The 16,511-nt window shown below is 48.2% G+C and carries 20 protein-coding genes; 8 read left to right on the top strand and 12 right to left on the bottom strand.

Features of this window, described 5'->3' with window-relative positions:
- On the bottom strand, positions 1-258 hold a 258-nt coding region (locus tag SD53_RS02035), incomplete at its 3' end, for a tryptophan 2,3-dioxygenase family protein (protein WP_046518540.1).
- Positions 259-418: 160 nt separating this feature from the next.
- On the opposite strand from SD53_RS02035, the gene SD53_RS02030 reads away from it, so the two are divergent.
- The 4 genes from SD53_RS02030 to SD53_RS02015 all read left to right on the top strand — a co-directional run bounded on the left by SD53_RS02030 (position 419) and on the right by SD53_RS02015 (position 2,651).
- Positions 419-688, top strand: coding sequence for a late competence development ComFB family protein (locus SD53_RS02030; protein ID WP_046518539.1), 270 nt, complete (start codon positions 419-421; stop codon positions 686-688).
- Positions 675-854: a DUF2496 domain-containing protein gene (locus tag SD53_RS02025; RefSeq protein WP_046518538.1), complete on the top strand. Its 180-nt coding sequence runs from the start codon at positions 675-677 to the stop codon at positions 852-854. Before SD53_RS02030 ends, SD53_RS02025 begins: the two co-directional genes overlap by 14 nt.
- 23 nt (positions 855-877) lie before the next feature.
- The gene (locus tag SD53_RS02020) at positions 878-1,780 is read left to right on the top strand and encodes a DMT family transporter (protein WP_046518537.1); all 903 of its coding nucleotides are present in this window, start codon (positions 878-880) and stop codon (positions 1,778-1,780) included.
- Between the two features lie 82 nt (positions 1,781-1,862).
- On the top strand, positions 1,863-2,651 hold the full coding sequence (locus SD53_RS02015) for a substrate-binding periplasmic protein (RefSeq protein WP_046518536.1): 789 nt from the start codon (positions 1,863-1,865) through the stop codon (positions 2,649-2,651).
- Positions 2,652-2,699: 48 nt separating this feature from the next.
- Here the strand turns inward: SD53_RS02015 and SD53_RS02010 are convergent, their stop codons facing one another.
- The 4 genes from SD53_RS02010 to SD53_RS01995 form a co-directional block, all read right to left on the bottom strand.
- Positions 2,700-3,209, bottom strand: a complete 510-nt coding sequence (locus tag SD53_RS02010; protein ID WP_046518535.1) for a DUF1993 domain-containing protein — start codon at positions 3,207-3,209, stop codon at positions 2,700-2,702.
- Positions 3,210-3,281: 72 nt separating this feature from the next.
- Positions 3,282-3,725 (bottom strand): MarR family winged helix-turn-helix transcriptional regulator, encoded by a 444-nt coding sequence (locus SD53_RS02005; protein ID WP_046518534.1) that lies wholly within the window; start codon positions 3,723-3,725, stop codon positions 3,282-3,284.
- A gap of 61 nt (positions 3,726-3,786) precedes the next feature.
- A complete protein-coding gene (locus tag SD53_RS02000) occupies positions 3,787-4,206 on the bottom strand; it encodes a nuclear transport factor 2 family protein (RefSeq protein WP_046518533.1) in 420 nt (139 codons plus the stop codon).
- A gap of 89 nt (positions 4,207-4,295) precedes the next feature.
- Entirely contained in the window at positions 4,296-4,685 is a 390-nt protein-coding gene (locus SD53_RS01995) for a cytochrome b562 (RefSeq protein WP_046518532.1), read from the bottom strand.
- Positions 4,686-4,792: 107 nt separating this feature from the next.
- Here SD53_RS01995 and SD53_RS01990 point away from each other — a divergent pair, with 107 nt between their 5' ends.
- Positions 4,793-5,581: a PhzF family phenazine biosynthesis protein gene (locus SD53_RS01990; RefSeq protein WP_046518561.1), complete on the top strand. Its 789-nt coding sequence runs from the start codon at positions 4,793-4,795 to the stop codon at positions 5,579-5,581.
- Between the two features lie 67 nt (positions 5,582-5,648).
- On the opposite strand, the gene SD53_RS01985 is transcribed toward SD53_RS01990, so the two are convergent.
- Together SD53_RS01985 and pdxR are read right to left on the bottom strand one after the other, a co-directional pair.
- On the bottom strand, positions 5,649-6,362 hold the full coding sequence (locus SD53_RS01985; RefSeq protein ID WP_046518531.1) for a DUF445 domain-containing protein: 714 nt from the start codon (positions 6,360-6,362) through the stop codon (positions 5,649-5,651).
- Positions 6,363-6,681: 319 nt separating this feature from the next.
- Positions 6,682-8,103, bottom strand: coding sequence for a MocR-like pyridoxine biosynthesis transcription factor PdxR (gene pdxR / locus SD53_RS01980; RefSeq protein WP_241481737.1), 1,422 nt, complete (start codon positions 8,101-8,103; stop codon positions 6,682-6,684).
- 118 nt (positions 8,104-8,221) lie between these two features.
- Here pdxR and SD53_RS01975 point away from each other — a divergent pair, with 118 nt between their 5' ends.
- Positions 8,222-8,617 carry a GNAT family N-acetyltransferase gene (locus tag SD53_RS01975; RefSeq protein WP_046518529.1) on the top strand — a complete coding sequence of 132 codons (396 nt, stop codon included), beginning with the start codon at positions 8,222-8,224 and terminating at the stop codon, positions 8,615-8,617.
- Positions 8,618-8,622: 5 nt separating this feature from the next.
- Entirely contained in the window at positions 8,623-9,231 is a 609-nt protein-coding gene (locus tag SD53_RS17890) for an FMN-binding negative transcriptional regulator (RefSeq protein ID WP_052749216.1), read from the top strand.
- Between the two features lie 150 nt (positions 9,232-9,381).
- On the opposite strand, the gene SD53_RS01965 is transcribed toward SD53_RS17890, so the two are convergent.
- Positions 9,382-9,570, bottom strand: coding sequence for a hypothetical protein (locus SD53_RS01965; protein ID WP_046518528.1), 189 nt, complete (start codon positions 9,568-9,570; stop codon positions 9,382-9,384).
- A gap of 263 nt (positions 9,571-9,833) precedes the next feature.
- On the opposite strand from SD53_RS01965, the gene SD53_RS01960 reads away from it, so the two are divergent.
- The gene (locus SD53_RS01960) at positions 9,834-10,259 is read left to right on the top strand and encodes a hypothetical protein (protein ID WP_046518527.1); all 426 of its coding nucleotides are present in this window, start codon (positions 9,834-9,836) and stop codon (positions 10,257-10,259) included.
- Positions 10,260-10,328: 69 nt separating this feature from the next.
- Here SD53_RS01960 and SD53_RS01955 read toward each other — a convergent pair whose 3' ends face one another.
- The 4 genes from SD53_RS01955 to SD53_RS01940 form a co-directional block, all read right to left on the bottom strand.
- A complete protein-coding gene (locus SD53_RS01955; protein WP_046518526.1) occupies positions 10,329-11,201 on the bottom strand; it encodes a 3-keto-disaccharide hydrolase in 873 nt (290 codons plus the stop codon).
- 259 nt (positions 11,202-11,460) lie between these two features.
- Positions 11,461-14,700: a S41 family peptidase gene (locus SD53_RS01950; RefSeq protein WP_046518525.1), complete on the bottom strand. Its 3,240-nt coding sequence runs from the start codon at positions 14,698-14,700 to the stop codon at positions 11,461-11,463.
- Positions 14,701-14,806: 106 nt separating this feature from the next.
- Complete coding sequence (ltaE, locus tag SD53_RS01945) at positions 14,807-15,883, bottom strand: low-specificity L-threonine aldolase (RefSeq protein ID WP_046518524.1); 1,077 nt, start codon at positions 15,881-15,883, stop codon at positions 14,807-14,809.
- A 179-nt stretch (positions 15,884-16,062) separates the two neighbouring features.
- Positions 16,063-16,410 carry a hypothetical protein gene (locus SD53_RS01940; protein WP_046518523.1) on the bottom strand — a complete coding sequence of 116 codons (348 nt, stop codon included), beginning with the start codon at positions 16,408-16,410 and terminating at the stop codon, positions 16,063-16,065.
- Positions 16,411-16,511 lie beyond the last annotated feature (101 nt).

Raw genomic sequence — 16,511 nt, 5'->3', positions numbered from 1 at the left:
AATTACCCGTTTGAGCTTGTGTACTACCCCAGTTAATTGCTGATCTTTGACTTCATCGCCGGCAAAGACCCCAAGCACAGCTTTTAATTCATGCAGCACTTGTTTAAACCAGAGTTCATAGACCTGATGCACCACAATAAACAGAGTTTCATCATGGGCCTCATTGGCATACTTCGCACTTTCAGGCGCCTGGGCAGTTAAAATTTTATCCAGTTGCAGATAGTCACCGTAGTAGCAAGGGGTGGTATTTTTTTGCATTTTTCTAATCTTAGGCAAAGGCCTGTTGTTTTGACCGCGCCATTCTAACAGGCGAACCCGAAGTTCACATCTGCTGGTAGCGTTTTATAGCTGAACTGATTATGCTTAATGCAGAAAATATAGGCCTGAGCATAAGGTTCAGGCACACAAGGAGCAACAGATGAAGTTAGATGATGATATCCATAACTATTACGAAAAACTTCTGCTTGATCATTTAGTTGAGTTACGTCTGGAAGATGAATATGACACTGAGTATCTGGCCGATTTATGCTGCATAGTGCTGAATCAGTTACCGCCTAAATATATTCGTTATGAAGTGGATATGGCGTTTTACCTGCCTCAGACCGAACGTTTTGAAATGGTAATGAAAGTGCGTGAAGCCGTAAGCAAAGCCAAAGCCTTCTTAGATACTCAACGTGACAAAAACTAAAGCTCCGGCTTTATCTGATGCACCTCTTGAAGTACAACTGGCAGTAGAACTGATCCTGTTGCTGGAGCAACAGGATTTACCAGCGGAAACAGTGCTGTCGGCCCTGAGCATAGTGCAACAGGATTTCTGCAAGAAACTTACAAAACCTGTTCGTCCAACTGACTAAATTCTGATGTTTTCTGAGGCCTTATGCTGACCCACTCCATCACCTTGTATCTGGCCACTGTCTTGATCTGGGGCTCGACCTTTTTTGCCATTAAGTTTCAACTTGGCGATGTGCCGGAAATGTGGTCCATTGTCTATCGTTTTGGTCTGGCAGCGTTATTACTCTGGCTATGGTGTCTGTGGCGTAAACTGCCGCTACGTTTCAGTCGCCGCCAGCATGGCTGGATGGCGCTGCAGGGCTTGTTTTTATTCTGTTTAAATTACCTGCTGATTTACCTGGCCACTTCAGATTTAACCAGCGGCCTGATTGCCGTGGTTTTTTCCAGCATAGTGCTGATGAATATTCTTAATGGCGCTGTGTTTTTTGGTCGTCCTATCGAAATAAAAACACTGTTGGGTGCTTTATTGGGCATTCTCGGTATAGCCTTTGTGTTCTGGCCTGAATTGGCAGGGCTGGAGAGTAACGGCTCAGCCTTTTGGGGATTAGTGCTGAGTATAGCAGGTACGTACATCGCCTCACTTGGCAATATGCTTTCCTCCAAAAATCAGCAACAGCAACTGCCTGTAGTGCAAAGTAATGTGTTTGGAATGAGCTATGGTGCAGCCATGATGGCGATTTTGGCTTTAGCACAAGGTGTTATGCCGGTATTTGATACCCGCCTTAGTTTTAATGTGTCGCTGTTGTATTTGTCATTGTTTGGCTCGGTGTTAGCCTTTGGTGCCTATCTGACGCTGGTAGGCCGCATTGGCCCGGCCAAAGCGGCTTACACTATGGTGTTGTTCCCGCTAGTGGCTTTAGGCATTTCTACGATTTTTGAAAACTATCACTGGAGCTGGTTTGCATTGATTGGTGTTTGTATAGTGGCTTTGGGCAATTTGATTATCTTAGTGCCAACGGTACAACTGAAACGCCTGCTAGGAGGTTAATCCGTGAGGGCCACAAAGTGGTTGTCAGAGTGATGAAATCTGGCTATACCTAACAAAGTATTTGATTAAGAGAACGCAAAACATGCGATGGATTGTTGGCGTTATTTTCTTTTTGGTCCTGAGTTTTTCGCTGCATGGCAAGCCTCTTCGCATCATCACTGTAGTAGAGCCGCCAGCCAGCTACCTCGATAGTCATGGCCAACTGACTGGTTTTTCTGTCGAGGTGGTGCAAGCTATCCAGCGTAGCCTGGATGACAAAACAGTGATAGAAGTCATGCCCGAAGCCAGGGCCATTCATTATGCCCGCACCGAACCTAATGTGATTGTATTCAGTTTTTCCAGAACACCCAAAAGAGAAAATGAGTTTTATTGGCTGGGCCAGCTAAGTGTCAAAGCCTGGTCGGTGTATGCCTTGAGTTCAAATCCAATTCAAATTGAGTCGCTGGACCAGTTGCGTAATGTGAACGCTATAGGTGTGGTGCGGGGTGATATCAGAGAAGAATGGTTGACTGAGCAGGGCTTTAGCAATTTGCACCCTTCGGTGAATCATCAACAAAATATTCACAGATTACGCTCAGGCCGGTTAGATTTAATCGCCTACGAAAGCCAGGGCATTCAGCATTTGTTATGGGAAGAGGGGTTGGAGAGCACAGACATAAAATCCGTCTACACACTAAAAAGCTCTAACGTCTATCTGTTGATGTCTAAACCTGGCACGGACCCGAAACTAATGCAGCGCTGGAAAACAGCAGCAGAAAAACTTCGTCGCAGTGGTCAACAGCAGTTTATCGCTGAAAAGTGGCAAATGATTTTAAAGCATTATCACAATATCCATACAGAAGCTGCAGAAGGCGTGTTGTATTTTGAATAAACAGCGGAATCGACGATAACCGCTGTTCCCCTCCGCTCGGACTCAGAACTAAATCTGCCCCATGTAATCTTTTTTACCTATCTCAACCCCGTTATGACGTAACAAGGCATAACTGGTGGTGACGTGAAAATAAAACTGTGGCAAACCATACTGAGCTAAGTACTGAGTGCCAGTAAAACGTTTTTCCTTGGCCGTGCCCGGACGTAACACAATTTCTTTATCAGCAGCATTGGCAAATTGTTCTGCAGTCAAAGTATCCAGAAAAGCCAGAGTTTTATCCAGACGTTGCTGTAGCTGTGCAAAAGTTTGCTCATTATCTTCATACGCGGGCACATCGACACCAGCTAATCGGGCTGAGACACTTTTGGCAAAATCAGCAGCAATTTGCACCTGACGCACCAGTGGAAACATATCAGGGTATAAACGCGACTGCAGCAGTACTGCATCGTCTAATTCTTTGTGCTGACTAAATTTTTCGGCTTTCGCTAATAGATCTTTTAAGCTGGTGAGAAACTGTTTAAACACCGGAACTGACGCACTGTAAAAAGATAAACTCATCGTCTTGGCCTCATTGAAATCATCCTGCCCTTTGCATGGATCTGAGCATTGAAATGGGGATGCCAACATGGATTACAAGGTGTCGAGCTGTTGAAACAACTGATCACAACTTTGTTTTAAAGCAATCAACTGTTCTACAGGCATACCAGACTGCTGAAAAATAGTCATTGGAATGTGGCTGGCCTGAGCTTTTAACGCTCTCCCCTGGTCAGTCAGGCGGATCTGTACCACACGTTCATCAAGCTGACTGCGGCTGCGGCAGACCAGCCCCTTCGCCTCCAGCCGTTTCAACAGCGGTGTCAAAGTACCTGAATCCAGATGCAATTGTTCACCTAACTCTTTGACATTAAGTTCAGACTGCTGCCATAGCACCAGCATGGCCAGATACTGTGGATAAGTTAAATCCAGAGGTTCAAGTAACTGCCTGTAGCTACGCACCAGTCTGTGGCTTGCGCTGTACAACGAAAAACATAGCTGTTTTTCCAGTACTAAAAGATCTTCGTTTTCTGCCTTCATGATCCCACCTGACTCAATTGAATTGTGTGCAATATACTTCAGATAGGGTTGGAAAAACCAGTTAACGTAAGCGAGAGGAGTGCGAAGCCTGCAGCAGCCATTGATTATGCTGATAAAACCAAACGCGGGTGAAGCGGAATTCCCCCTGCCATGTTTTGCCAGCGGAGATCCCTTGCTGCAGAGTTCTTCCTGTGACTATTGCTGTGTTTTCAAAACAACGGATCTGCACGTCAAAGTTTTCAATCTGGGTGTTCACCCTGTTGCTGCTGGCCAAATCCTGTAAATAACTGTGCTTGTTTTCTACCCGGCCATCCGAATGCGTCAAGACAAACTCATCCGCCAGCAAGGGGCCCAGACGTTTCACGTCTGACTGCAAACGAAACTGATTCCATTGCTGGTCGGTGCTGCGGTCAAACTGGCCAGGACAAGCAGCCCAACTACCATAGGAACAACATAAAATCGCGATAGACAATAAACGCATGGTGATAGCTCCTGAAAAGTGCCAGTCTGCTGTAAGTGACCATAACAATCTGTGATTAATTGTCTGTAGTTAGTCTCTGCTGTAGTGCATTAGCCAAAAATCAGCTGCCAGAAACTCGGCTTGCGGTGCTTATGATACTGTTTGCGCAGTTCGTCCAGTTTCTGCAATTGCTGCTGTGCCGCTGCGAAGTCATGTTTTTCCAGTAATAATTGGGTTTGCTCGACCTCAAGTGCCAGCTCTTTAAGTCCCTGTTGATACAATTGAGCTTTTTCAGGTGCGAATTTGGCTTGCTGTGCCAGTTGGACCTGCGCTTCAAAACTTGCTATCGCGACTGTCATTTCTGCAACAGATTGAGCTTCTTTTGCTTGTTTAAAGCTCAGCGCCATTTGTTTCATGGTTTTTTCCATGTCCACCTCATTGGCAGAGACGGAGCCACAAACAAGCAGACCGGACAACAACACTGACATGACAACTTTCATCGAACTTCTCCTAAAACAACGACCTTATTATAAGCAAGTTCAGCCATCAGGCGGCATTTTTCTGAGTTATGATGCTGCAACTTCAGCTCAAACGAGGAAAAACACAGATGAAACTGCCTATTTATCAAGTCGATGCGTTTACCGATCAGTTATTCAAGGGGAACTATGCGGCGGTCGTGCCTGTACCACACGCCATCAGTCCTGAACTGATGCAACAGATTGCCACTGAAAACAACTTGTCAGAAACGGCTTTTTTACTCAAGCTTGCTGACGATCATTATCAGATCCGCTGGTTTTCTCCAGTCACTGAAATTGATTTTTGTGGTCACGCCACTTTAGCGGCTGCCTTTGTGTTGTTTGGTCAAACTGACAGTACTGAGCTTAGATTTAGCACTTTAGCTGTAGGTGACTTAAGGGTAAGCAAGCAAACAGAGGATTGGATCCAAATGGATTTTCCTAAACGTCCTGCTAGCGTTGTTGCTGCACCAGAAGCATTGCTTCAGGGTTTATCCATCACTCCGTCTTTAGTGTTGCGCAGTGCTCAGGCCTATTTTGCCATTTATGATAACGAGCAACAGGTAAAACAACTCAGCACCAATAGTGCAGAGCTCAAAAAGCTCGCCCCTTATGATGTAGTCGCAACAGCAGCAGGCACAGACTACGATGTTGTCTCCCGTTATTTCTGGCCCGCCAATGGTGGCGATGAAGACCCCGTCACAGGATCTATTCACGCCGGTCTGGTGCCTTATTGGGCAGACAGATTAGGGAAAAGCCAACTGATGGCCTATCAGGCCTCAGCTCGGGGTGGGGTATTACGCTGTGAACTCATGTCAGACCGGGTGCTGGTATCCGGTCAGGCCAGGCTGTACTTACAAGGCGAAATTTATCTGCCTTGACAAGCTGCAATTGCAGGGAGAAAAGAACAGCAGGGCAAAGTTCAGGCTTCCCCTGCTGTTTCAGCCGTTAAATCGCCGAGACAATACTACTGAACAGGCCAATCAAGGCCCCAAACACACCGCCCCATACCACCAGCCAGCCTAAATGCTGACGGATCATCTGTTGCACTATGTCTTTGACCAGCGCAGGCGTCAGCTCAGCTAAACGGGCTTCGACTACAGCAGCAATTTTAGGTTGCAGCAGATCAATAGTATCGCCCTGATGCAACTGATTTTTAATCTGCTGTTGTACGTCCGGGCTGTCTGCCAACTCAACTAAAGAGCGGCTCAGGTTTTCAATAAAAGGTTGTTTTAACGGCACTAACATCTGAGCACCACCAAACATGGCCAGCATCCCCCCTAAAGACGACTTCTGCACAGTGTCCAGCAGGGCATCAAAGGCTGGAGATAAGTCGATAGCTTCAATCACCGGAGCAAGTTTTAAGCTCACTGCGTCCTGTTCATGCTGCTCTGCAAGCAAACGTTGCAGATTTTCTTTGCTAAAGAACTGCCCCATGATCAACTGATAAATGCCTTGTTTAAATTCAGTAAAACGTGCCGGAATGACACCTGAGCCATACAGCAGTGGCACTTTTTCAAACAACATATGAATCGCCAACCAGTTGGTTACAGCCCCTGAAAATGCAAACAATCCCATAGCCCATAACCAGGGCAGCGCGAAAAACCAGCCACAGGCCATCACTATCAACGACAATAGATTGGTCATAAGACTTTTATTCATCACAACTCCAACTCATTCATTGAATGGCGGCGATTGTAATCAGTGTACAGAGGAAGGACAAGAGAGCGAGGTAAGCTGCTGGTTTCGTCTGATGCTTTTGCTCAATTCGGAGCTGGCTGAAGCATTAAAGCGGTAACATCGCAACCCCCTCCAACACTAGTAGTACAGCTCCGGTGATGACAATAGCAAGCCCAAGCCATTGTCGGATGGTTTTACTCAATTTGGCGGCTGCGTTTTTTTGCTCAGGTTTTATCATCAGATGTTACAGCGTAAACAAACAACCTAGATGATAATAATTCCCATTTGCAAATTATTCAAGCTATTCCACTGCAGCGGCAGCTTTGTACGACGGCAATAGCACGACAAGCAACCGGACAGCGGCCATTAACTGCTGCTCCGTGGTGTGAGCCAGTCCTATGACTAAACCTGTTCGCTTGATACCCGAAAATACATACCGACTTAAGGGCTGTATTCTGTAACCGCGCTGTACCAGTTCTGCCGTTAATTGTTGATCCGCTATGCTGTAAGGAAACTCCATGCACAAATGCAAACCTGCGTAACGGGCATGCAAGATGGCGTCGGGTAAAAACTCTCTGATCAGGTTGAGGCAATACTGTTGTTTGTGTTGATACAGTTGTCGCATTTTCCGTAAATGCCGGCCAAAATGCCCTTCCAGTATAAAATCTGCAGTCACGGCCTGAGGCACTAAAGCCACATCACCATACAGAGCCTGCAGTAAAGCCGCCGCTTTAGGCATCCATTGTTTAGGCAGCACCAGATAGCCCAACCTCAGTGCCGGGAATAAGGTTTTACTAAAGGAGCCGACATAAATCACCCCCTGCCCCTGAGCTAAGCCCTGTAAACTGGCAATAGGTCGGTGTTTAAACTGAAACTCACTGTCGTAATCATCTTCGACCAATACACAATGTTGGCGTCTCGACCACTCCAATAGCTGTAACCGCTCTGTTAGCGGCATAATACCACCCAGAGGGTATTGATGGGCTGGGGTGACAAACAAAGCTTTGCAGCCCTCAAGCTGTTCGAGTTCAGCGGTTGCAATCCCCTGCTCTGAACTGGCATCAATGTAGTGAATATCAGCTTCGGATAACTGCAACGCCTGACGCAGACGCGGATAACCGGGTGACTCCATTGCCACTTTGTCTCCGGCTTTGCTGACTAATTTAGCTGCGACAAACAAAGCGGCCTGAGCACCGGGTGTGATCAAGATACTGTCCTCGTCACACAACACCTGACGTGACTGGCGTAAATAATCTTTCAATGCCAGACGCAGCGGCAAATACCCCATCACATCAGCCATACCTGCCAAGGCGGCTCTGCCACTGTGGCGTTGAGTCAACTTTTGCCACAACGCAAAAGGAAAAGCAGCCAAGTCCGGCACTCCGGGTTGCAACAAACCAGATGCAGGTCCGGACTTCAGGCTGATGCTATAATCCACCAGCTCCATCTCGGTTTCGGCAACTTTGAAAGGCCCACTGCTGGCCTGAAAAAACTGATCAGGAGCTGTAGATACAATCAGGTAACCTCGCCCGGGTTGTCCTTGCAGATAACCTTCTGCAACCAACTGCTGTAGCACCTGATTAATAGTATTGCGGCTTAGATTAAGTTCATTAGCTAATTGCCGGCTGGATGGCAAAAAAGCACCGCTTGACCACTGCGCTGTTAATAGCTTTTCGCGCAGTGCCTGATACAACTGTTGTTGCAAAGTCCCCTGACCGGACAAGAAAAAACTTCCAAGCTCAACTCGCAAACTGGATCTCTCACTTTAACAAAACTGGTACTTTTAATAGGACCAGCTTAACGATAAAACAGCAACCAACACAAGCACAGGAGAAGTTTGCATGCTGAGTTATCAAGTAGAGTCCAGTTTTGATCTGGAAGAAATGTTGGCTTTGTATAAAGCCTCTGGCATTAACAGACCCATAGACAACACCAGCCGGATGGCGACTCTGCTGGCCAGCGCCAATTTGCTGGTGACAGCGCGGCAAGAGGGCAAGCTGATGGGCTTAGCCCGCTGCCTGACAGACAAAGCCTGGGTGGTTTATATCTGTGATTTGCTGGTGGACAAAAGCGTGCAACATCAGGGCATTGGTACAGAATTATTACGCCAGGTACAGCACGTCACAGGACCTGAAGTGCAGCAATTGTTGCATAGTGCGCAAAGTGCAATGCTGTACTACCCCAAAGTCGGCTATCAGTTATGTCACAATGCCTTTGTGATCAAAAGGGAACGTTAAAAATCATGTATTTACCTAAACATTTTCACACTGACGATCAGCCGCAGATCCAGACTTTTCTCAAGCAAAACTATTTTGGTTTACTGCTCAGCAGCGAGCCGGAACTGCGGTACAGCCCTCTGCCTTTTTTATTCGACTGGCAAGAGCAACGACTCACGGCTTATTGTCACCTAGCCCGCAACAATCCACAGTTAAAGCAGCTTGACCAACAGCAAGTGCAGGTTGTGATTATGGGCCCACATGCGTTTGTCGCCGCTGACTGTTACGGCGAAGACCATGCGGTGTCTACCTGGAACTACAGTCTGGTTGAACTCAAAGGCACCGCCTTTACCTTGAATACGGAGCAAACCCTGGAGTTAGTGCGCAGACAAGAAGGTTTTTCTGCGCCAGCTCTACAGCAAGCCACTGAGTATCAACAAAAGCTGGTGCATGCTATCTGTGGCGTGCGGATCGATGTCAGCAGTTGGCTGGGAAAAATGAAGCTATCGCAGAATAAATCTGCCGCTCAGCGGCAAAAAGTTGGTGATTATCTGCAGGCCACAGAGCAGCCCCAAAGTGTCTGGCAACTGATGCAGCAACTGAAGTTGTACCAAGCTGATGGAACACATCCGTGATCAGTTGCAGTGATACTCAGTAGGCAAACACCAGATATGTGTAGTGTTCAGCGGCATGACACAGAGAAAACAGTGGCAGCAGCAGGGTTATGCTTTCGCTGTCCCCTGCTGTATTTGAGCGCGGGCAGAGGTACTGCAGCGCTACAAAAATCAGTTGTAGCCGAGCTCAGCGCAATGCTCCAGCGCAGTTTCACGACGCTTTGTGTTTACAGCCTCGCTATCGTCATCGCGCCAAATCAGGCTTAATGCTCTGCGTTCCTGTTGGGTTAATGCTTCGTTGATGGTTCGGGCACTATAGCCAAAGGGTTGCGCACTTTGCTGTTGTTTGATTGCACTCATCAGATGCACTCCTGTCTTCTTTGGGTTGACACTGCCGGGTAAGGTTCGGACTTCCCAACAGCAGGCGGATTGCAAGCCTAACCGATGAAACATGAGCGCTGGCTGAACTGAGTCTGTACTTATTGACTTAAGGTATTGTTCCAGATCGGTCTTAAGATCGTTTTTCCATACCAGTAAGCTGCCATTCATGTCGCAAAGATAGACTGCCGCTGTTTTGTCACTCCATGACATCAGATACAGAATCCAACAGAGGTTGACTCCCAATGAAAATGAAAGTAGCGCTGACTACGCTGGCACTGACTGCGGCGTTCACAGCCACAGTGCCAGCGGGCGAATTTATCCCGGCAGCAGGTTTTGGTTCACAGTATGGCGATTTGGGCGGTAAATTTATCTATCGCGAAAACAATATGGCTTTGTATGTCGGTGTCGGCGTCAATGCTGCCGCTGTCGGCGTTCATTTGGCGCCATCAGCGGCTAGCTCGCATGTATTTGGTGCGCAGTATGCGTCAGAGTCCGATGTGTTTAATGCCGATAGCTTGCTGCTGGCGACTTATGACTACCACATCAGCGGCTTTAGTGGTCGTGGCTGGACTGTGGGGGGCGGCCTAGGCACTGCAGAGCATCAGAATGGTCGTCGTGAAGGCGATAACAAAACCGTGGCAGTATTGAACATCGGATACAAATTCTGACCCTTAGGTCGGCCGCAACTTTTCTCAAGTCAAAGAGGCTGCCCGAAGCGGCCTCTTTTTGCTAAAACCTTACAAAAACAACCGGGCATACTCAGCAGGCATCTGATCAAGCGCTTTGATTTGCACGTCTTTGTAAAAAATTTCTGCCGCTTCACTTTGCAACTGAATTTTACCTTCGACTAAAGGTTTGGTTTTACCGCCCGGTGTAACATACCGCGAATTGCGCAACACCATCACCACATGACCATTGACGATATGTAGGCTCTGACCTTCAAAGCTAATCAGCTCCAGCGTATTCCACTGCCCTGCTGGTTTTTCATGGTTGTCTTTACGTAACACAAACCCCTGCAACTCTTCGCCTTTACCGACTTTCAGAAAAGGCTGAGTTTCATCAGCTACCGCATTCATAATGGACTCAGGCATAAAAGCGCGCACATCAATAGCTGAATTGGCCTGTTGCCAATAATCGCCATTATGACCTTCCATGATCTGAAATTCCTGAGACATCATCCAGGAGCGAAAATACTCCTGCCCATGTTCGCCTACAGCGTGATACAAAATGCCGCTGTCTTTGAGTTTATTCAGGCGAGGTGGCCATTTTTTATCGCCCCAACGAAACTGCAGTTTAAAGTGGTAGTTTTTGTAAGAGTTTTTACTGGTGACAGCACCATAAATTTCACCGCTGACTCGAAGCACAGGCTGATTATTTTCTTCAAGCATGGTGAAGACTTTATATAAATCGTTGCCTGTATTTAAACCTATGGGCGCTATCGGCCTGCCCTGCTCGTCTTTGGGCACTGAACCATCGTACGACTCTTTGTGTTTATAACTTAAGTAGGTATCCCACTGACTCAAATTTTTATCCAGCAAAGGCCGCCAGTCGGCTGCGAGCACGGAATAACTACAAAAGGCGACAGAAAAACACAGCAGTTTAAATTTCATAGTGTTATCCAATAATGAATGTTTTCAATTGGATAACAGTTAAACCGAAAAATGTAAAGCGCTTACATCCAGCAACAGGACAAAAACCCATTACGTTTTTTCGTAACCTGCTCTCTGCGCTATTTTGAGTGTATAGCCAGGTAACCTGGAATTGCAGGGAGGCGACAACAGCATGAGATCCCAGTCACATAGCTTAACTATGTAACTGGGGCGAGAACATGCAGTCAACAAAGCTGCGGCTTCAAGTACCACAGGTCTATTACCAGCTCAGCTTTTGTGCATCTTTGGCTATCCCGGGTTTTAATGGTTCGGCTTTCAGCTCTGGCACGGCCTGTTCCTGCAACTGTTTTTGCAACAGACTGATGGCATAAGATAATTGTGCATCCTGGCCGTTAAAACTGGCATAAGGCAGGTTGTCGACCCACAGATCCGGACTGACACCGCGGCCTTCGATGATCCAGCGGCCGTCTTTATCAAACTGTGCTGTCTCTGCAACCCTTGCCACACCCATATCAGCTAACAAATTGCGGCCCGATAACCAGACACCGGCCCCCGCAGTTTGTTGCCCCACGACAGGGCCTAAGCCTAAACTTTTCACCCCAGCGGCAAAAGTTTCGCCATCTGAATAGGTCAGAGGGTCGGTTAACACCACCAACTGACCACGGAAGGTCTGTTGCATATTGCCATAGGCTTTGCCCTGGGTGGGTTGCCAGAAGGCCCAGACCCTACGTAACAGTTTTTCAATCACCCAACTGTCGATATTGCCACCTCTGTTACGGCGCACATCAATAATCAACCCCTGCTTGTCGACATTGGCATAAAACTCGCGGGCAAAGTTGCTGATATCGCTGGCGGTCATGGCATACAGATGCAGATAGCCCAGCTGTTGTTTGCCTTGCTGCTCTACCTGCTGTTTTTTCTGCTGTACCCAGTGCTGATACCTTAATGTTTGTTCTTGCTGTGGGCTGACGGGGACCACCACTTTTTTAAAGCTTTTGCCGTCGCGCTCTATTTGCAGCAGTACTTGTTGACCTTGTTGCTGCTGTAAGGCCTGATGCAGATCCAACACCGTAGCGACTGCCTTGCCGTTCACAGCCACTACACTATCGCCTGCTTTGAGTTTTACTCCAGCGCTATTGAGTGGACTGGCTACAGCAGGTAAATCCGGATCAGTCTGGTAAATGGTCTGCAGCACCAGTTTGCCGTCACGGCTGATAAATTCAGCGCCGAGGCTGGCGGCTTTGCTGCTTTCACTGGCTTTGGCATAGTCACCACCCCGCACTTGCGAGTGCAATACCGACAATTCACCAATCAGTTGCGCCAGCACATCATCGAGCTCAAATCTGTCTGTCACTCTGTCGACTAAGGGCTGATAACGCCTTTTGATACTGCCCCAATCGACACCCCGCATCGACGGGTCAAATAAAAACTCCCGGTGCATCAGCCAGGCATCATGAAACATTTGTTGCCATTCCGCTTTAGGCGTGAGGGTCAGACTGATGTTATCCACAGCCCATGGCTCAGCATCTTCGCCCTCCGGCGCTTTGGCTGTGGCTGAACCCAAGAAAAATCTATACTGACCAGGTTCGGTTTCATAGCGCAAATACAAGGACTTACCATCAGCACTGCTTTGTATATCCCTCACTTTACCGGCAAAGCTCAGCAGTTTTTTATTGTCAGGTTCAATTTTTACTGCTCTGACAGCCCCGGCATCGCCGCTGTATTCAAACTCCTGCAGATACAAATAATCAGCCCCGGCTTGCAGCTTTTGATAATTGCCCGCGGCCACTGGCACTTGCCAGAGCTGGCCTGGTAAATCTTCTAATGCGATGGCTTTGGCTTGCCCTTCCAGGCCCGCCGTCAGCTCAGTTTCAGCAGCAAATGGGAATACTGCTGTGCTATTGAGCGCATAAGCAAACACCTGCGCCCTTTGCTCAAAAGCAGGCCCCATATTGCGATCGCCCCATGGACTGCCCGGAGTAGGTTTTAATTCACGTTCGGATAAAAAATACAACCAGTCTCCGTCAGGGTGAAAAGCAGGGCTAAAGGAGTTGTATTTATCAGTGGTCAGTAACTTCGCCTGTTGCTCTTTGACGGCATAGAGACCAATTTGCTGACGGCCTACCCCATCTTTTTCTGTGGTAAACGCCAGCAAGGTGCTGTTTTTATTCCAGCTTAAATCAGCGTAGGGGCTTAAACCTGAACCACTTTTATAGACAAGCTGATTAGTGCCGCTTCTGGTATCCAATACCCACAACTGACCTTGTTTATCATCATGCGCTAAGTAACGGCCATCTGGCGATAAGCTTAAATGCCAGCGAAAACCCCGGCCATCTTTGGTCAACTGCTTGCCCTGATCCGAACCATCGGCAGCATATCGCCAGATCTCCGGTTCACCGGACTGATCGGAAATTAAATACACCCACAGACCATCCTGACTGACAACGGCACTGCGGGCCCGGGCGGTTTCAGGTACGGCCAATTCGACTATACGCTGTGGCGCCCTGGATAGCACCTGCACTTTGCCACGCAGGGTTAATACCAACTTTTGTTTAGCAAAACCGACTGAATCGGATGTGAGATAGTTTAAAGGCTCGCTTAACAGACGCTGACGTTGCTGTGGTGAGTCTGTGACCAACAGCGGCGCCTGAGTGCTGCTTTGGCCTGAGGCTAAATCCAGCAGTTTGATATCAGCGCCCAGTTGATACACAACTTTACCCTGATCCATCCGGGCAGAGCGCACAGCAAAATCCTGATGTGTCGTCAGCTCTTTCAATTGAGTGGAGACAGGATCGTACGACCATAAATTGGCATTGCCGCCCGCATCGCTCACCAGCACCAATTGGCCTTGCCAAATCATAGGGTGACGTATCGAGCCTGGATGGTCAGCTAATAAGCGTTCAGCTTCAAGTTGTGAGCCCAGTTTCCAGCGCCAGAGCTGACCTTTGGCACCGCCCTGATACTGACGAGCGTTATCCCCCGTGAGTTGCAAGCCATAACGGATAAAGTAGAGATAACCATTTTGCTCATCCAGCACAGCTTCGACTGCATCCAGTAAAGGCAAGGTTTCAGTCTGCTGCGTTTCCAAATCCAGCAATTTCAGTACCCAGCTATTGACAGGTCCTGTCATCGCATCTGTGCTGTACAACAATTTGCCGTCCAGACTCCAGCCCTGTAATTTCACCTTGGCATTGAGCGCTGTCAGACGTTTGGGCGCACCGCCCGCCAACGCTAAATAATAAATATCCGGCGTCTCATCGTAAGCGGCCACATAGACCACAGCTTTGCCGTCCGGGGTAAAAAGTGCCTGAGATTCTTCAGCAGCATGCGTAGTCAGGCGTTTGGCTTCGCTGCTATTGACGGCGCTTAGCCATAAATCACCTTCGGCGGTGAACACCAGTTGGTTTTGCTGCAGTGAAGGCGAGCGGTAATAAGCTGCATTGGCATAACTGCTGGCAAAAAAAGCAGCCGTCAGACAAGCGACGAAAGTGAGTTTCATAGATGGCCCCGGATTTTCTGTTTTTACTTGTGGGTTGTTGGTTTTACCTTAACAGCTTCCGCAAAGAAAAACAGAGCAGGCCATCTCAGAAATCAGCAGCTTAGTCTTAGCCACTAAAACCTTGCACCGCCGACAGTGCATGCTGAATATCTGCAGCACTGATATCTAAATGGGTCACCCAACGCACTCGTTTGAAGTGTTGATCCGCCTTGTTGTAATTACTGCTGGTTAATTGGATGCCCTGCTTTGCCAAATGTGCCAGCAAAGGTTCGGCCAGATCCAAGGCTATATCGGTAAATAAAATATTGGTATTGACCGATACCAGCGCCAGTTTGCCTTTCAGAAGCGGATGTTCGGCCGCGATGCGTTGTAAACCTTCGGCCAGTTGCTGTGCATGCTGATGATCCTCTGCCAGACGCTCAACATTGTTCTGCAGTGCATACAAACCCGCTGCCGCCAGCATGCCCGCCTGGCGCATGCCACCGCCGAGCATCTTACGCAGCCGTCTGGCCTGTTGAATAAATGCCTGATTCCCCAACAATAACGAACCAACAGGGGCACCCAAGCCCTTGGATAAACACAAAGACACTGAATCAAAACCAGCGCAAAGCGCTCTGGCTTTTTGTAGTGGATGAGAACCATCCGCTGTGGCTAAAGCCACAGCCGCATTCATCAGCCTTGCGCCATCAATATGGCAATTCAGCCCCAGCTCTTTGGCTAAAGCCGCCACTGAATTCATATAAGACAAAGGCAACACTTTACCGCCTGTGGTGTTTTCCATCACTATTAATTTAGTACGGGCAAAATGTGGATCGTCTGGTTTTACCGCAGCACGGATCTGCTCAAGCGCGAGCGTGCCGTCGGGCTGATGTTCAATCGGCTGGGGCTGAATCGAACCTAACACCGCCATGCCCCCACCTTCCCAGCGATAGGTGTGCCACTGCTGGCCTACTATGGCTTCATCACCACGCTGGCAGTGCGCCATCAATGCTATTAAATTGGTTTGGGTACCACTGGGGGCAAACAAGGCGGCTTCAAACCCCAAAAGCTCAGCGGCATAACGCTGCAACTTATTCACCGTCGGGTCGTCCTGAAACACATCATCGCCTAAAGGCGCAGAGAGCATAGCGGCTTTCATCGCCGCTGTAGGTTGAGTGACGGTGTCACTGCGAAAATCTGCCATCGATAACCTCCGTTGAAATGAACCTCATCAGAGCGCAGAAACTCATTCTATTCAAGTACAAAACGACAAGTGGAATAAGAACTGCGGGATACAGAGCGACTACGACCACTGATACAGCCGCAACAAAAAGCCCAGTAAAAACCGGGCTCTGTATCCACAAAGGGGGTCAGACGCTGAGGTTATTCAACCGCCTGTTCACGGTGAATAGGCGATAAACCTCTGGCGCGATAATCGACAGCGTCATCCAGTTCAAAGCCTGTAGCAACCCAGTTTTTCGCTTCTTCGGCGCTAAACTTTTGCGCCGACCACTCTGTGGCAGACTCCAGATTAAAGCCCATAGTTTTCCACAGGCCTGCAGCTTCGGAATTAAAACCACTGGCTTTCCACTGCTGAGCGACTTCTGCAGTAAAACCACTGGCTTGCCAGCTTTGTATTTCGGTTTGTGTCATATTGCTCCAGTCATCCGGCACAGAGCTACAACCTGCCAGTGCAATACCCAACACAGCCACTGCTAACCACTTCTTCATACGACATCTCCTGTATCTGTGACTCTCAAGGAGTCCGTCTTGCAAACGGCGACTGAACTCACACAACAACCCCGCTAAAACGGCGACATAGTAATGCAGCA

Source organism: Rheinheimera mesophila, assembly GCF_000986865.1.
In the GTDB taxonomy this organism is placed as follows: Bacteria; Pseudomonadota; Gammaproteobacteria; order Enterobacterales; family Alteromonadaceae; genus Pararheinheimera; species Pararheinheimera mesophila.
This window is presented reverse-complemented; position numbering and strand designations above follow the sequence as displayed.

Coding starts and splice junctions, on each gene's coding strand:
- SD53_RS02030 (WP_046518539.1), top strand. CDS start 419: ATGAAGTTAGATGATGATATCCATAACTATTACGAAAAACTTCTGCTT.
- SD53_RS02020 (WP_046518537.1), top strand. CDS start 878: ATGCTGACCCACTCCATCACCTTGTATCTGGCCACTGTCTTGATCTGG.
- SD53_RS02015 (WP_046518536.1), top strand. CDS start 1,863: ATGCGATGGATTGTTGGCGTTATTTTCTTTTTGGTCCTGAGTTTTTCG.
- SD53_RS02010 (WP_046518535.1), bottom strand. CDS start 3,209: ATGAGTTTATCTTTTTACAGTGCGTCAGTTCCGGTGTTTAAACAGTTT.
- SD53_RS02005 (WP_046518534.1), bottom strand. CDS start 3,725: ATGAAGGCAGAAAACGAAGATCTTTTAGTACTGGAAAAACAGCTATGT.
- SD53_RS02000 (WP_046518533.1), bottom strand. CDS start 4,206: ATGCGTTTATTGTCTATCGCGATTTTATGTTGTTCCTATGGTAGTTGG.
- SD53_RS01995 (WP_046518532.1), bottom strand. CDS start 4,685: ATGAAAGTTGTCATGTCAGTGTTGTTGTCCGGTCTGCTTGTTTGTGGC.
- SD53_RS01990 (WP_046518561.1), top strand. CDS start 4,793: ATGAAACTGCCTATTTATCAAGTCGATGCGTTTACCGATCAGTTATTC.
- SD53_RS01985 (WP_046518531.1), bottom strand. CDS start 6,362: ATGAATAAAAGTCTTATGACCAATCTATTGTCGTTGATAGTGATGGCC.
- SD53_RS01975 (WP_046518529.1), top strand. CDS start 8,222: ATGCTGAGTTATCAAGTAGAGTCCAGTTTTGATCTGGAAGAAATGTTG.
- SD53_RS17890 (WP_052749216.1), top strand. CDS start 8,623: ATGTATTTACCTAAACATTTTCACACTGACGATCAGCCGCAGATCCAG.
- SD53_RS01965 (WP_046518528.1), bottom strand. CDS start 9,570: ATGAGTGCAATCAAACAACAGCAAAGTGCGCAACCCTTTGGCTATAGT.
- SD53_RS01960 (WP_046518527.1), top strand. CDS start 9,834: ATGAAAATGAAAGTAGCGCTGACTACGCTGGCACTGACTGCGGCGTTC.
- SD53_RS01955 (WP_046518526.1), bottom strand. CDS start 11,201: ATGAAATTTAAACTGCTGTGTTTTTCTGTCGCCTTTTGTAGTTATTCC.
- SD53_RS01950 (WP_046518525.1), bottom strand. CDS start 14,700: ATGAAACTCACTTTCGTCGCTTGTCTGACGGCTGCTTTTTTTGCCAGC.
- ltaE (WP_046518524.1), bottom strand. CDS start 15,883: ATGGCAGATTTTCGCAGTGACACCGTCACTCAACCTACAGCGGCGATG.
- SD53_RS01940 (WP_046518523.1), bottom strand. CDS start 16,410: ATGAAGAAGTGGTTAGCAGTGGCTGTGTTGGGTATTGCACTGGCAGGT.